The organism is Streptosporangium sp. NPDC023615 (genome assembly GCF_040640155.1).
Classification (GTDB): Bacteria; Actinomycetota; Actinomycetes; order Streptosporangiales; family Streptosporangiaceae; genus Streptosporangium.
Genome location: NZ_JBFABE010000003.1, coordinates 66,160 through 80,000 on the forward strand (window position 1 = coordinate 66,160; position 13,841 = coordinate 80,000).

Annotated in this window: 9 protein-coding genes; 6 read left to right on the forward strand and 3 right to left on the reverse strand. The window is 71.3% G+C overall.

From position 1 onward, the window contains the following. Positions 1-150: 150 nt before the first annotated feature. The 3 genes from AB0G16_RS03275 to AB0G16_RS03285 all read left to right on the forward strand — a co-directional run bounded on the left by AB0G16_RS03275 (position 151) and on the right by AB0G16_RS03285 (position 4,439). Entirely contained in the window at positions 151-873 is a 723-nt protein-coding gene (locus tag AB0G16_RS03275; RefSeq protein ID WP_362797847.1) for an SDR family oxidoreductase, read from the forward strand. Between the two features lie 91 nt (positions 874-964). Continuing rightward, the gene (locus AB0G16_RS03280) at positions 965-2,731 is read left to right on the forward strand and encodes a biotin carboxylase N-terminal domain-containing protein (RefSeq protein WP_362797849.1); all 1,767 of its coding nucleotides are present in this window, start codon (positions 965-967) and stop codon (positions 2,729-2,731) included. 343 nt (positions 2,732-3,074) lie between these two features. Then, positions 3,075-4,439, forward strand: coding sequence for a hypothetical protein (locus AB0G16_RS03285; RefSeq protein WP_362797851.1), 1,365 nt, complete (start codon positions 3,075-3,077; stop codon positions 4,437-4,439). Positions 4,440-4,647: 208 nt separating this feature from the next. Here AB0G16_RS03285 and AB0G16_RS03290 read toward each other — a convergent pair whose 3' ends face one another. The 3 genes from AB0G16_RS03290 to AB0G16_RS03300 all read right to left on the reverse strand — a co-directional run bounded on the left by AB0G16_RS03290 (position 4,648) and on the right by AB0G16_RS03300 (position 9,930). After that, complete coding sequence (locus AB0G16_RS03290; RefSeq protein ID WP_362797853.1) at positions 4,648-5,652, reverse strand: LacI family DNA-binding transcriptional regulator; 1,005 nt, start codon at positions 5,650-5,652, stop codon at positions 4,648-4,650. After that, positions 5,649-8,543 carry a glycoside hydrolase family 3 C-terminal domain-containing protein gene (locus AB0G16_RS03295; RefSeq protein ID WP_362797855.1) on the reverse strand — a complete coding sequence of 965 codons (2,895 nt, stop codon included), beginning with the start codon at positions 8,541-8,543 and terminating at the stop codon, positions 5,649-5,651. The genes AB0G16_RS03290 and AB0G16_RS03295 overlap by 4 nt, the downstream gene beginning before the upstream one ends. A 181-nt stretch (positions 8,544-8,724) precedes the next feature. Further along, a complete protein-coding gene (locus AB0G16_RS03300) occupies positions 8,725-9,930 on the reverse strand; it encodes an ROK family transcriptional regulator (protein ID WP_362797857.1) in 1,206 nt (401 codons plus the stop codon). Between the two features lie 246 nt (positions 9,931-10,176). On the opposite strand from AB0G16_RS03300, the gene AB0G16_RS03305 reads away from it, so the two are divergent. The 3 genes from AB0G16_RS03305 to AB0G16_RS03315 are packed head-to-tail and all read left to right on the forward strand — an operon-like array spanning position 10,177 to position 13,785. After that, positions 10,177-11,874, forward strand: a complete 1,698-nt coding sequence (locus AB0G16_RS03305; RefSeq protein ID WP_362797859.1) for an extracellular solute-binding protein — start codon at positions 10,177-10,179, stop codon at positions 11,872-11,874. After that, positions 11,867-12,889, forward strand: a complete 1,023-nt coding sequence (locus AB0G16_RS03310; protein WP_362797861.1) for an ABC transporter permease subunit — start codon at positions 11,867-11,869, stop codon at positions 12,887-12,889. The genes AB0G16_RS03305 and AB0G16_RS03310 overlap by 8 nt, the downstream gene beginning before the upstream one ends. Further along, a complete protein-coding gene (locus AB0G16_RS03315) occupies positions 12,886-13,785 on the forward strand; it encodes a carbohydrate ABC transporter permease (RefSeq protein ID WP_362797863.1) in 900 nt (299 codons plus the stop codon). Before AB0G16_RS03310 ends, AB0G16_RS03315 begins: the two co-directional genes overlap by 4 nt. Positions 13,786-13,841: the final 56 nt, after the last annotated feature.

Below are 13,841 nucleotides of genomic sequence, written 5' to 3' on the forward strand. Positions count from 1 at the left end.
TGTCGGGGGGGCGACCAAACGAAATCACGATAGGCGAATGGATCACCGAAGATCCAGCCTATACCGAGCGGATATGGACGTTCCCGCCGCCACCAAGAAGATAACGTTCTCCATTATCCCTATTTTTCGTGATGCAGGGAGTTACCGGCGGTGCGTGAGATTGTGGTGACGGGCGGGGGGACCGGTATCGGCTACGCCATCGCGGAGGCGTTCACCGCCGGGGGGGACCGGGTGACCATCACCGGACGGCGCGAGCCGGTGCTCAAGGAGGCGGCCGGGCGCCTGGGCGTCCCGTACGCGGCGTTCAACGCGGCCAACCCGGTGGCGGTGGGCGAGGCCCTGGACCTGCTGCCCGCGCGGGTGGACGTCCTGGTCAACAACGCGGGCGGGAACACCAACCTGGACCGGCCCTCCTCGGGCGAGGACCTGATGGAGGTGGCGGAGAGCTGGTGGGCCAACCTCAACGCCAACCTGCTCTCGGCCGTACTGGTCACGAGCGCGCTCGTCCCGCGCCTGGCCGACGACGGCAGGATCGTGTCGATCGGCTCGATCGCGGCCAGGGGCACCGGCTCCGGGTCGTACGGCGCGGCCAAGGCCGCGCTGGAGGCGTGGACGGCCGACCTCGCGGCCGAGCTGGGACCGCGCGGGATCACCGCGAACGTGGTCTCCCCCGGCCTGGTCGTGGAGACCGAGTTCTTCCGCGGCCGGCTCACCGACGAGGGCGTGCGCCGCAGGGTCGAGGGCACCAGGAACGGGCGGGCGGGGACCCCGCGCGACGTCGCCGAGACCGTGAGGTTCGTCGCCTCCCCGGAGGCCGGCCACCTGACCGGACAGGTCGTGCACGTCAACGGGGGCGCCTACCTGGGCAGATGACGCCCCATTGACGGCCAGTGATCAGGGTGCGCCTACACTCCGTTGGAGGCCCGCCAGCCTCACGTCCCTACGTACTGAAGGGAAGACCTCGGTGCAAAAGGTCCTGATCGCCAACCGTGGCGAGATCGCGGTGCGGATCGCCCGCGCGTGCAAGGACGCCGGGCTGGCCGGCGTCGCCGTCTACGCCGACCAGGACCTGGACTCGCTCCACGTCCGGGTCGCGGACGAGGCCCACGCGCTCGGCGGGCGCACGCCCGCGGAGACCTATCTCGACATCGGCAAGCTCCTGCGGATCGCCGCCGAGACCGGGGCGGACGCCGTCCACCCCGGGTACGGCTTCCTCGCCGAGAACGCGGCCTTCGCCCAGGCCGTGATCGACGCGGGCCTGACCTGGATCGGCCCGCCCCCGTCCGCGATCGTCGCGCTCGGCGACAAGGTGCAGGCCCGCCACATCGCCCAGAAGGTCGGCGCGCCGCTGGTGGCCGGCACCGCGGACCCGGTCTCCGGCAGCGAGGAGGTCGTCGCCTTCGCCGCCGAGCACGGCCTGCCCATCGCGATCAAGGCCGCCTACGGCGGCGGCGGGCGCGGCCTCAAGGTGGCCCGCACGATGGAGGAGATCCCCGAGCTGTACGAGTCGGCGGTGCGCGAGGCCGTCACCGCGTTCGGCAGGGGCGAGTGCTTCGTCGAGCGCTACCTGGACCGTCCCCGGCACGTGGAGACCCAGTGCCTGGCCGATTCCCACGGCGCCGTGGTCGTGGTGTCCACCCGGGACTGCTCGCTCCAGCGCCGCCACCAGAAGCTCGTCGAGGAGGCCCCGGCGCCGTTCCTGACGCCCGAGCAGGTCGATCTGCTGCGCACCAGCTCCAAGGCGATCCTGCGCGAGGCGGGCTACGTGGGCGCCGGCACCTGCGAGTTCCTGGTGGGCCAGGACGGGACGATCTCCTTCCTGGAGGTCAACACCCGCCTGCAGGTCGAGCACCCGGTGACCGAGGAGGTCTCCGGCATCGACCTGGTACGGGAGATGTTCCGCATCGCCGACGGCGAGGAGCTCGGCTACGACGACCCCGCGCCGCGCGGCCACTCGATCGAGTTCCGGATCAACGCCGAGGACGCCGGGCGCGGCTTCCTGCCGGCCCCCGGCACGATCACCCGCCTGAGCGTCCCCTCCGGTCCCGGGGTGCGGCTGGACTCCGGGTACGAGGCCGGCATGACCGTCCCGCAGTCCTTCGACTCCCTGATCGCCAAGCTGATCGTGACCGGCGCGACCCGGGAGCAGGCCCTGGAGCGCTCGCGCCGGGCGCTGGCCGAGTTCGAGATCGGCGGCATGCCGACCGTGCTGCCCTTCCACCGGGCGGTGGTCGGGGACCCGGCGTTCACCGCCGAGCCGTTCTCGGTGCACACCCGCTGGATCGAGACCGAGTTCGCGGGCGCGATCCCGCCGTACGAGGCGGAGACCGGCCCCGCCGGGGAGCCGGCCGAACGGGAGCGGATCACCGTCGAGGTGGGCGGCAAGCGGCTGGAGGTGGTGCTCCCCGCGGGGTTCGCCGCCTCGGGCGCGGGCGCGGGGAGCGCGCGGAGTGCCGTCCGGACGAAGGCGCCCCGCCGGAGCGGGGGCGGGGCGGCGACGAGGGCGGCGGGCGGCGACTCGCTGGTCAGCCCGATGCAGGGCACGATCGTCAAGGTCGTGGCCGCGGACGGCGACACCGTGGCGGCCGGCGACACCGTCGTCGTGCTGGAGGCGATGAAGATGGAGCAGCCGCTGGCCGCGCACAAGGCCGGCACCGTCACCGGGCTGGCGGCCCAGGTAGGCCAGACGGTCACCTCGGGCGCCACGATCTGCGAGATCAAGGACGCCTGAGGGGCTCCCGGCGTTCTCCGTCCCCTCGGGGAGGTCTTCCCGAACCTCCCCGGGGACCGGGGAACGCCCGGCCGGGTCCCGCGAGGCCCGCGAGCGCGCGTTCCCGAGACGAGCGCGCGTTCCCGAGACATGAGAGCTCGCGTCCAGGGCAGGGACCGTGGGCGGGGCCGGCCGCCGGCGGCACGATCATGCACCGTGGCGCCCACCTCGGCCGTGAAGGGGATACGGTCGAAAGGCGTAGGAAACTACGAGGCCACGCCGAACCACGAGGGCACGACTGGGGAACTACGTGGGAACTCTGACGTCCACTCATTCGTCTTCAGGACGAAGGAGGCTTTCTGCCGTGACCATCACAAAAGCCGCGCTAGGTCGTTTCGGTGCCATGATCATGGCACTGTTCGCCGGGCTTCTGGCCATGTCCATGATCGCCCCGGCGGCTCACGCCGCGGCGCCAGACCCCAGTGTGATCGTCTCCGGTCTCAAGGACGGGGACAACTTCTACGCCGATCCGGCCGCGAACATACCCGCGAACGCCGCGGACGCCATGCGTGGTGCGACCGATCAGACGTCCTCCGTCTACGTCGCCATGCTCCCCCAGGGTTCGCTCAGCAGCCAGTCCCAGGCGAGCACCCTGCTGAGGGCCACCCTCAAGGGCGTCGGCCCCAAGTCCACCGTCCTCGTGATGAACGGTAAGACCCCGTACGGTGTCACCAACATCAGGGGCATCGACATCGACGAGCTGCTCCGCCGGGCCAACACCGCCGAGAGCCCGACCGACAACGTGGTCAACTTCGTCAAGCTGGCGGACGAGGCCGCAACCTCCGGCGGCGTTCCCGCCTCCTCCGGCTCCCGCTCCTCGGGCGGCGGCGGCGCCGGCGTCCTGATCGGCATCCTCGTGCTGGCCCTGGCCGGCGGCGGCGGTCTCTTCTTCTACTCCCGCAAGAAGAAGAAGGAGCGCGAGGCCCGCGAGGCCCGCGAGCTGGCCGCGGTCAAGGAGACCGTGGACGAGGACGTCACCAAGTTCGGCGAGGAGATCACCGAGCTCGACACCGACGTCAAGCTCCTCAACGACGGCGCCGACCACCAGCAGGACTGGCAGCGCGCCCTCGACTCCTACGACCGGGCCAAGTCGGAGCTGGTGGCGGTCAAGCGCCCCGACGAGCTCCGCGGCGTCACCACCGCGCTCGAGGAGGGCCGCTACGCCCTCGCCTGCGTGAAGGCCCGCGTCAACAACCTGCCGCTGCCCGAGCGGCGCTCGCCGTGCTTCTTCAACCCCCAGCACGGCCCCTCGATCCGCGACGTGCGCTGGGCCCCGCCCGGCGGCGCGCTGCGTGACGTGCCCGCCTGCGCGGCCGACGCCGAGGCCGTCGAGCGCGGCTTCGAGCCGCAGACGCGCGAGGTCATGGTCGACGGCCAGCGCCGCCCGTACTACGACGCGGGACCGGCCTACCAGCCCTACGCCTACGGCTACTACGGCGGCTTCGGCGACGTCATGACCGGCATGATGGTCGGCACCATGATGGGCAGCATGATGAGCGGTGGCTTCGGCTACGGCGGCGGTTACGGCGGCGGAGGCGAGGGAGCGGCGGCCGACTTCGGCGGCGGTGGCGGCGACTTCGGCGGCGGCGGCTGGGGCGACTTCGGTGGCGGAGGCGACTTCGGCGGCGGCGACTTCGGCGGCGGCGACTTCGGCGGCGGCGACTGGTAGGACCCGCTGCCCGGCGAGAGCCGGTGACCGCCCACGGCGGACCACCGGCCTCCCGGGATCACCGGCCTCCCGGCACACCGCGGTTCCGCGGAGCACGAGGAAGACCCAGAAGAAGACGGCGGGCGCGCCTCCCCTCCCGGGGGGCGCGCCCGCCGTTCTTCGCGCCGAGCGCCCTCGGCGGGCGCGTACGTCCGGCCGGTGGCCCAGGTCAGGTGCTGGCGCGTACGGTGAGCCTGGGCTGGAGCAGGGTCCCGTCCGGGACGGCCCGACCCTCCAGCTTCTCCATCAGCAGCCGGACCGCCTGGTGGCCCACCTCCTCGGCGGGGATCAGCACCGAGGTCAGCGGCGGGCTGGAGCGTTCCGCTATGTCGTCCGGGCAGATCGCCACCACCGCGATGTCGTCGGGTACCCTCCTGCCGCTCTGGCGCAGTGCCCCGAGCACGTGGTTGACCGCGGCCTCGTTGTGCACGACCAATCCGGACAGGCCCGGCCGGGCGTCCAGCAGGTCGCCGATCGCGGCACAGACCCGGTCGAAGTCCTCCTCGCACGGCAGGGCCACGCCGGTCAGCCCGGTCTCGGCCACGGCCACGGCGAACCCCTCGCGGGTGCGGCGGGCGAAGCCGGTGCCCCGCTCGTAGACGACCGAGGGGGCGCCGAGCAGCGCGATCTCCCGGTGCCCGCGCTCGGCCAGGTGCTCCACGCAGAGCGTCCCCGCCCGCGCGAAGTCGAGGTCCACGCAGGTCAGTCCCGCCGAGTCGGCGGGAAAACCGATCAGCACGCTGGGCTCGGCCAGGTCCTTCAGCAGCGGCACCCGGCTGTCGTGGAGTTCCACGTCCATCAGGACCAGCCCGTCCACCAGGGCGCTCGCCGCCGCCCTGCGCAGGCCGTCCGAGCCCTCGTCGGCGGTCAGCAGCAGCACGTCGTGGTCGTAGCGGCGGGCCTCGGTGACCACCGAGGTGGCGAACTGCATGAGCACCGGGACGTGCATCCCCACCCGCAGCGGCAGCACCAGGGCGATGACGTTGGAGCGCCTGCTGGCCAGCGCCCGCGCCCCGGCGTTGGGGTGGTAGCCCAGCGTCCGGACACTGTCGAGCACCCGGCGCCGGGTGTCGGCCGAGATCGCGCGCTTCCCGCTGAGCACGTACGAGACCGTGCTCACCGCCACCCCCGCGTGCCGGGCCACCTCGCTGATGGTCACCGCCCGCTCGCTCACGTGGCCTCGCCGAGGCTGAGCGTGGCCACGGTGATCCCGGCGTTCTCGAACACCAGATAAAGATCGTGGACTCCCCGTGCCTCCGCAAGCCCGCCGCGCACCTCGGTGAGGTCGTAGCGGCCCGCCCGGGGGACGGGGAGGTCGCCGACGACGGGCCCGTAGAGGGGGTCGTCCAGGCGCAGGGTGATCACACCGCCCTCGACGCTGGTGGCCCGGACCGAGCAGGAGGCGGCCCCGGCGCCCAGGTCGACCGAGCGGAACACGATCCAGGCCCCCTCGGTGCCGGAGCGCACCGCGTCGCCGGAGACGCGGGAGGCGTCCACGAACGAGACCGAGTCGTACTCGTCGTGGTCCACGGCCGGGATCGGGCCGGCGAAGGCGTCGCGCGGGCCGATGGTCTCGCCGTCGACGTGGAAGGACGCGCAGAGCCGGATGTCACGCGCGGAACGGCCGATCATGATCTTGTGGGGGGCGTCCTCGACGACGAACCGGTTCCCGACGACGTCCCAGAAGGCCAGCTCCCGCACGTCGAGGTCCCACTCGATCCGGGTGCTCCGGCCGGGGTCGAGCCGTACCTTGACGAAGCCGCGCAGCCGCCGCAGCGCCTGCTTGACCCGGGAGCGCCGCTGGCGGGTGTAGATCTGCACGACCTCCACGCCGGGACGGGAGCCGGTGTTGGCGACGGTGGCCGAGGCGACGAGCCGTCCGCCGGCGACCTCGACCCGCAGGTCGGAGTAGTCGAAGTCGGTGTAGCTCAGGCCGTGGCCGAAGGGGTAGAGCGGGGTGCCGCGGAAGTACTGGTAGGTCGCGTCCGAGGCGATGATGTCGTAGTCGAGCAGGTCGGGCAGCTCGCACGCCGAGCGGTACCAGGTCTGGGTGAGCCGCCCCTCGGGGTCGGCGTCGCCGAACAGCACCTCGGCCAGCGCGTGCCCGTACTCCTGGCCGCCGTGGGATGACCAGAGCACCGCGGGCGGGTCGTCGCCCTCCCAGGTGACCGGGTAGCCGCTGCTGATCACCATCACGGTCCTGGGGTTGGCCTCGGTGACGGCCCTGACCACGGCCTGCTGCGCGGCGGGCAGTTCCAGGTCGAGGCGGTCCTCGGTCTCCCTGCCGTTGACCAGCGGGTGGTCGCCGACGACCACCACGGCCACGTCCGCGGTCGCGGCGAGCGCGGCGGCGGCCTCGGCCCCGCTGACCACGGTCTCCAGGGTGAGCCAGACGGCGGCGTCGGCGTCGTCGGCCAGGCGGAAGCGGGCACCACCCGGACCACCGCCCGGACCACCGGTCAGGCCCGCGCCGCCGCCCGGGTGACCGTCCAGGCGCATGTCCGGGCCGCCGTCCGGAGCACCGCCCGGACCGCCCTGGCCCTCCGGGCCGGCGTCCAGGGTGAGGTAGCGGCCGGTGGAGATGTGCCGGAACGCCACGGTGCCGCGCGGGCGGTCCTCGGTACGGAAGGTCTGGCGCACCTCCCAGCCGTTGGGACCGGGCTGGTCGTTGACCAGCACACCGTCGTCGTCGATCGACAGGTGGCGTCCGGTCGTCACCGACCGCAGGGCGTAGCTGCCGCCGCCCCAGTCGAACAGGTCGAACAGGTCGGGCTCGGCGGCGACGCCGAGCGGCCCGCCGTCGGGGTCGGCCACGACGTGGCCGCCGTCCACCGAGATCGTGATCCTGTCCACGGCCTCGCAGAAGACGGTCTCGCACCGCCCGGCCAGCCCGGCGCGGGCGGTGACCGCGTACGGGAGCGTCCCGGAGTACCAGTCCTCCATGAGCGTGTCGCCGAGCTGGCCGATGACGGCGATCCTGCGCGTCCCGGGCGTCAGCGGCAGCAGGCCGTCGTTGCGCAGCAGCACGATGGAGCGCCGGGCGGCCTCACGGGCCAGCGCCTGGTGCCCGGGACAGTTGACGACCTCCTCGGTGATGTCGTCGTACGGCGTGGACGGGTCGAACTCGCCCAGCCGGAAGCGGATCGAGAGCGCGTGCCCCACGGCGGCGTCCACGTCGGCCTCGGTGAGCAGGCCGCGCTCCAGGGCGGCGCGCAGGTGGCCCAGGGTGGCCTCGGGCCGGTCGTCGTCCTGGGTGAAGCTGTCCAGCCCGGCCTTGACCGCGTGGGCGTACGCCTCGGGAAGGTCGTCGTGGTAGGCCTGCAGGCCGGTGAGGTTGGCGGGCGCGTAGGCGTCGCTGACCACCAGGATGTCGTCGGGCGCCCAGGCCCGCAGCACCTGGGCGATCAGCGGGCTGAGGTGGGCGGGGCGGCCGTTGACCAGGTTGTAGGAGGGCATCACGGCGACCGCGGCGCCGGAGGCCAGCGCCGGGCGGTAGGCGGGGAGCTCGTACTCGTGCAGCACCCGGGGCGGCAGGTCGCTGGAGGTGACGCAGCGGTCGGTCTCGTTGTTGTAGCCCAGGAAGTGCTTGAGGGTGGGCGCGGTCCTCAGAATGTTGGGAGCGCTCCCACGAAGGCCGGAGGCGTACGCCTCCCCCATGACGCCGGTCAGCCAGGGGTCCTCGGAGTAGCCCTCCTCGTTGCGCCCCCAGCGCGGGTCGCGCAGCGGGTTGACCACCGGCGCCCAGACGTTGAGACCGGCTCCGGCCGGGTCCTTGCGATGGAAGGCCACGACCTCGTCGCCGGTGGCCTCGCCGACCCGTCTGACCAGGTCCGGGTCCCAGGTGCTGGCCAGCCCGACCGCCTGGGGGAACACCGTCGCCGGCCCCAGCCAGGCCAGGCCGTGCAGCGCCTCGGTGCCGGTACGGAAGGGGGCCATGCCGAGCCGTTCCACCGGCGGCTGGTACTGGTGCAGCAGCGCGACCTTCTCCGCCAGGGTCAGCCGGTCCCGCAGGTCGGCGATGCGCGCGGCGAGCGGAAGCTCGGGGTCACGGAACGGTTCGGTCATGGGGGACCATCCCTCTGAGAGTGTCGAAGCGCTTCGACGATCCTGCGCGGAGACCGTCTCTGTCGAAGCGCTTCGATGATCGGTCCGGGAAAACTCCGGACGTCACCGCGCGTTTCCCTGTCCGTTACGCGCGTGTTTCGAACGGAGCTTCCCTGAAGGGTGCCTTCCCGTGAGCGCCGGGTCAAGAGATCCGGGGCAAACGTCCCGAATCAACCGAGTCGAGGACCCGGGCGGCGCCTCCCAGCGCGGCGGCGCCGTAGCCGAGCGTGGAGGCCACCACCCGGCAGCCCCCGGCCTCGGGAGCGATCGTGCGGCCCCTGGTCTCGTCCTCGACCGCGGACAGCAGCCATGGGGCGAGCGGCACGTAGTAGCCGCCCAGGATGACCACCTCGGGGTTGATCAGGTTGGCCAGCACGGCCACGCCCTTGCCCAGGTTGTGCCCGACCGAGGCGAGCACGGCGAGCGTGCGGGGGTCGCCCGCGCCGGCCAGCCGGACCACCTCGTCGAGCTCGACCTCGACCTCGGCGGGCGAGAGCGCGGCGTGCTCCAGCACGGCGCCGATCCCGGCGACGGCCTCCAGGCAGCCCAGGCGCCCGCAGCGGCACTCGGCGCCGAACGGGTCGAGCTGGATGTGGCCGATCTCCCCGCCGTAGCCCTGACCGCCACGGCGCAGCCGGCCGTCGAGGATGATCCCGGCGCCGACCCCGATCTCACCGGTGAGGTAGACGAGGTTGGCCGTCCCGGCGTGCGGCCCGAAGCGGTGCTCGGCCAGCGCGGCGAGGTTGGCGTCGTTGTCGACCTGGACGGGGAAACCCGGGTCGCGCAGGGCCTTGGTGAGGTCGCCGCACAGGTCGGCGTCGCGCCAGCCGAGGTTGGGCGCGATGCGCACGCTGCCGTCGACGCCGACCAGGCCGGGCACGCCGACGGTCAGCCCGAGGACCTGACGCTCCTGTTGGGCCATGCGGCCCACCACCCGGCGGACGATCCCGGCCACGGTGGCCATGGCCTGCCCGGCCGTGCCGGCGGCGCCGGGGAAGGACCGGCGCCACGACAGCAGCCGCTCCCCCGACAGGTCGACCGCGACCGCGGTGACGTAGTCGACATTGACCTCGATGCCGATCGCCGCGTACGGCGAGCCGTCGAGCACGAGCATCGTGGCGGGGCGGCCGACCCGGTTCTCGGTCAGGCCGGTCTCCCGGACCAGGCGGCGGTCGATCAGGTCGGCGACCAGGCTGGAGACGGTCGCCTTGTTCAGACCGGTGGAGGCCGCGATGTCGGCCCGCGAGCACGGCGCGTTCCCGCGGACGAACCTCAGCACCACGGCGAGGTTGGTGGCCCGCACGTCGGCGAAGTCGGCGGGACGCGGGTCGGTGGTTGATGTGATCAAGGTGAATCCCGCTCCCGCTCGGCCAGGCTGGCCCCATCATGCCCCATCGTTCACCAATCTGTGATCGCCTCCCACCGGCCCGCGATCGGCGGTCCCTTGTGGCGACGGCCACCCTCGACTAATTTGTTTGGTCAACAGACGAACTAATTCTACCCCGGACACATCCCGTACGACACCCCCGGATCTCCTCGGACCCGGTCCGTACGACACCCGCGATCCACCCCGGAACAACGAAGGGAGCGCCCCGTGAAGGATCTTCCCAAGGGCGCCGTGACCAGCCGCCGCGGATTCCTCGGCCTGGTGGGCCTCACCGCCGCGATGACCGCCGGCGGCGGACTGCTCGGCGCGTGCTCGGCACCGGCGGGCCCCCGGCCCGGCGCCGGAGGCGGGGCGAAGGCCGCGGCGGCGGACAAGCTGACGACCCTCACGCCCACCTACACCGCCTTCCCCGGCGTCAAGCCCGACCTGCCCGGCACGGTCTCCACGCTGCCCGGCGTCCCCGACGTCAGCGGCGGCTTCACCTCCTACCCGGCCCAGCCCACCGCCGCCCTCACCCAGAAGGCGGGCAAGGGCGGCACGTACAAGGCCATGACCCCGCTGTGGGGCCCGCCGCCGCCCGGCCTGGCCGACAACTCCTACTTCCAGGCGGTCAACGCCGACATCGGCTCCACCGTGGAGTTCCAGATCACCGACGGCACCGTCTACGCCGACAAGGCGATCGCCCGCCTGGCCTCCGGCGACATCCCCGACATCATGGTCATCCCGAGCTGGGAGATCGACAAGATGGCGGACTTCAACACCGCCGTCGACAAGGCGTTCGAGGACCTCACCCCCTACCTGCAGGGCGACAAGGTCAAGCCGTACACGCTGCTGGCCAACCTGCCCACGGCCGCCTGGCAGTGGTCGGTGTGGAACGACAAGCTGATGGCGGTGCCGTTCCCGACCGAGCCGTACCCGTTCGCTCTGCTCTACCGCAAGGACATCTTCGAGGACAAAGGCTGGAGCGCCAACCCCAAGTCCGCCGACGAGCTGTTCGAGCTGGGCAAGGAGATCACCGACGCCAAGGCCAAGCGCTGGGCGTTCGGCAGCATCCACGAGATGATGTGGCCGACCTTCCGCATCCCCAACGAATGGCGCTACGAGGGCGGCAAGCTCGTGCACAAGTACGAGACGCCCGAGTACGAGCTGATGCTGGAGTTCATGCAGAAGGTCTTCAAGGCCGGGCTGGTCCACCCCAGCGTCGTCAGTAGCAAGGGCGCCAACGAGAAGGACCTGATCGGGGCCGGGCAGATCCTCGTCTACCGCGACGGCCTGGGCGGCTGGAAGGAGCTGCTGCAGCAGCACCGCGCCAAGAACCCCGGCTTCGACATCGGCGCCTTCCCGGTCTTCGCGCACGACGGCGGCAAGCCGATGATGTACCACGGCACCGCGGCCGGCATCTTCACCTTCGTCAAGAAGGGCCTGCCCAAGGAGAAGGTGGAGGAGATCCTCTCCGTCCTCAACTGGTGCGCGGCACCGTACGGCACCAAGGAGTACGAGCTGGCCAACTTCGGCGTGGAGGGCAAGCACTTCACCCGCGACGACAAGAACGTGCCGCAGTCGACCGATCTCGGCCGCAAGGAGGTCGCCTACACCTACGGCTTCCTCGGCGGGCGCCCGCTGTACGTGGACTGGATCTGGCCGGACGCGGTCAAGGCCAACGTCGAGTGGCAGAACGCGTCCTTCCCCTTCCTGGAGAAGAACCCCTTCGACGGGATCAGGATCCAGCGGCCGTCGAAGTACTCGGGCCTGCAGGTGCCCACCGAGGACAAGTTCACCGACATCATGCGCGGACGGCGCCCGGTGAGCGACGCCAAGCAGATCGTCGCCGAGTGGCAGCGGGACGGCGGGAACGAGTCCCGCGACTTCTACATGAAGGTCCTGCGGGAAAACGGCCGTGCTTAAGGACGACGCGAAGACCGGGCCGGCGGGTGACCTGACCTCACCCGCCGGCACCGGCACCTCCAAGGATGTCCGTAAAAGGGGCCCGAGGACAAGACGGACGCGCCCACAACCGCTCCGCTCGCGGCTGAAGCGCGACTGGCAGCTGCTGCTGATGGCGTTCCCCGCGATCGGCCTGCTGATCGTGTTCCACTACGTCCCGCTGCTCGGCAACGTGATCGCGTTCCAGGACTACTCGCCGTACGTGGGCGTCGCCGAGAGCCCCTGGGTGGGGTTCACCAACTTCCAGTGGCTGATGTTCGACGACAGCTTCTGGGACGCGACGCTCAACACCCTGTCGATCACGACCTTCCAGCTGATCTTCTACTTCCCGGTTCCGATCATGCTGGCCATCCTGCTGGACAGCGTCGTGCGGCCCCGGCTGCGCCTGTTCATCCAGGGCATCGTCTACATGCCGCACTTCTTCTCGTGGGTGCTGGTGGTCACGCTCTTCCAGCAGATGTTCGGCGGGGCCGGCCTGCTGTCGCAGACACTGCGCGACAACGGCTACGACGGCATCGACCTGATGACCAACCCCGACACGTTCATCGCCCTGGTCACGGCGGAGACGATCTGGAAGGACGCCGGCTGGGGGACGATCATCTTCCTGGCCGCGCTGGCCGCCATCAATCAGAACCTGTACGAGGCCGCGGCCGTGGACGGCGCGAGCCGCTGGCGGCGCATGTGGCACATCACCCTGCCCGGCCTGCGCCCGGTCATCGTGCTGCTGCTGATCCTGCGCCTGGGCGAGGCGCTCAACGTCGGCTTCGAGCAGTTCTTCCTGCAGCGCGACGCGGTCGGCCGGGACGCGGCCGAGGTGCTGGACACCTTCGTGTACTGGCGCACGCTGCTGACCGGCGAGTGGAGCTACGGCGCCGCGGCCGGCCTGGTCAAGGGGCTGGTGGGACTGATCCTGATCCTGGTGGCCAACAAGGTCGCCCACCGATTCGGCGAGCAGGGAATCTACAAACGATCATGACGACTCTTCCTCCCTGGGCCGAGCGGCCCAGCCGCGCCGGCGGGCTCCTCAAGGGGTTCCTGCTGACGCTCATCGTCGCCTCGGTGCTCTTCCCGATCTACATGGTCGTGCTGACCAGCCTGTCCACCCAGGAGGCGGTGACCGCCTCCGGAGGCCTGGTCATCAAGCCGAGCGGGCTCTCGCTGGCCGCGTACCGGGAGCTGTTCGCCGGGGGCGTGGTGACCCGGTCGGTCGGGGTCAGCCTGGGCGTGACGCTCGTCGGCACGGCGATCAGCCTGACCGTGACCGTGCTGGCCGCCTACGGACTGTCGCGGCCCGGCTCGCTGCTGCACCGGCCGCTGCTGTTCCTGGTGCTGCTGACGTTCCTGTTCGGCCCGGGCCTGATCCCCAACTACCTGCTGGTCAGCTCGCTGGGACTGATCGACACGTACTGGTCGCTGATCCTGCCCGGCGCGGTCACCGCCTTCAACCTGGTGGTGATGCGGGCGTTCTTCATGAACATCCCCGAGGAGGTCTCCGACAGCGCCCGCATCGACGGCGCGAGCGAGTTCGGCATCCTGCTCAGGATCGTGCTGCCCATGTCCAAGGGCGTCACCGCGGTCATCGGGCTGTTCTACGCGGTCGGCTACTGGAACTCGTTCTTCAACGCCGTCCTCTACCTGAACGACAACGCCAAGTGGCCGCTGCAGGTGGTGCTGCGGCAGTACGTGCTCCAGGGCCAGTCCCTGGTCGTGGGCCAGTCCGGCGTCGGCACGGTCCCGGGCCAGTCGCTGCCGCCGAGCCTGGCGATCCAGATGGCCATCGTCGTGGTCGCGCTGCTGCCGATCCTGTTCGTCTACCCGTTCGTCCAGCGGCACCTGACCAAGGGAGTGATCATCGGCGCCATCAAGGGCTGAGCGGCGGTCGGTTCGCGGCCTGACGTGCCTGTTTAATGGGAATCCGGTTGAACCGA

Bases quoted from the DNA above. Each gene is read 5' to 3' on its own strand.
- AB0G16_RS03295 (WP_362797855.1), bottom strand. From the start codon at position 8,543: ATGACCGAACCGTTCCGTGACCCCGAGCTTCCGCTCGCCGCGCGCATC.
- AB0G16_RS03315 (WP_362797863.1), top strand. From the start codon at position 12,886: ATGACGACTCTTCCTCCCTGGGCCGAGCGGCCCAGCCGCGCCGGCGGG.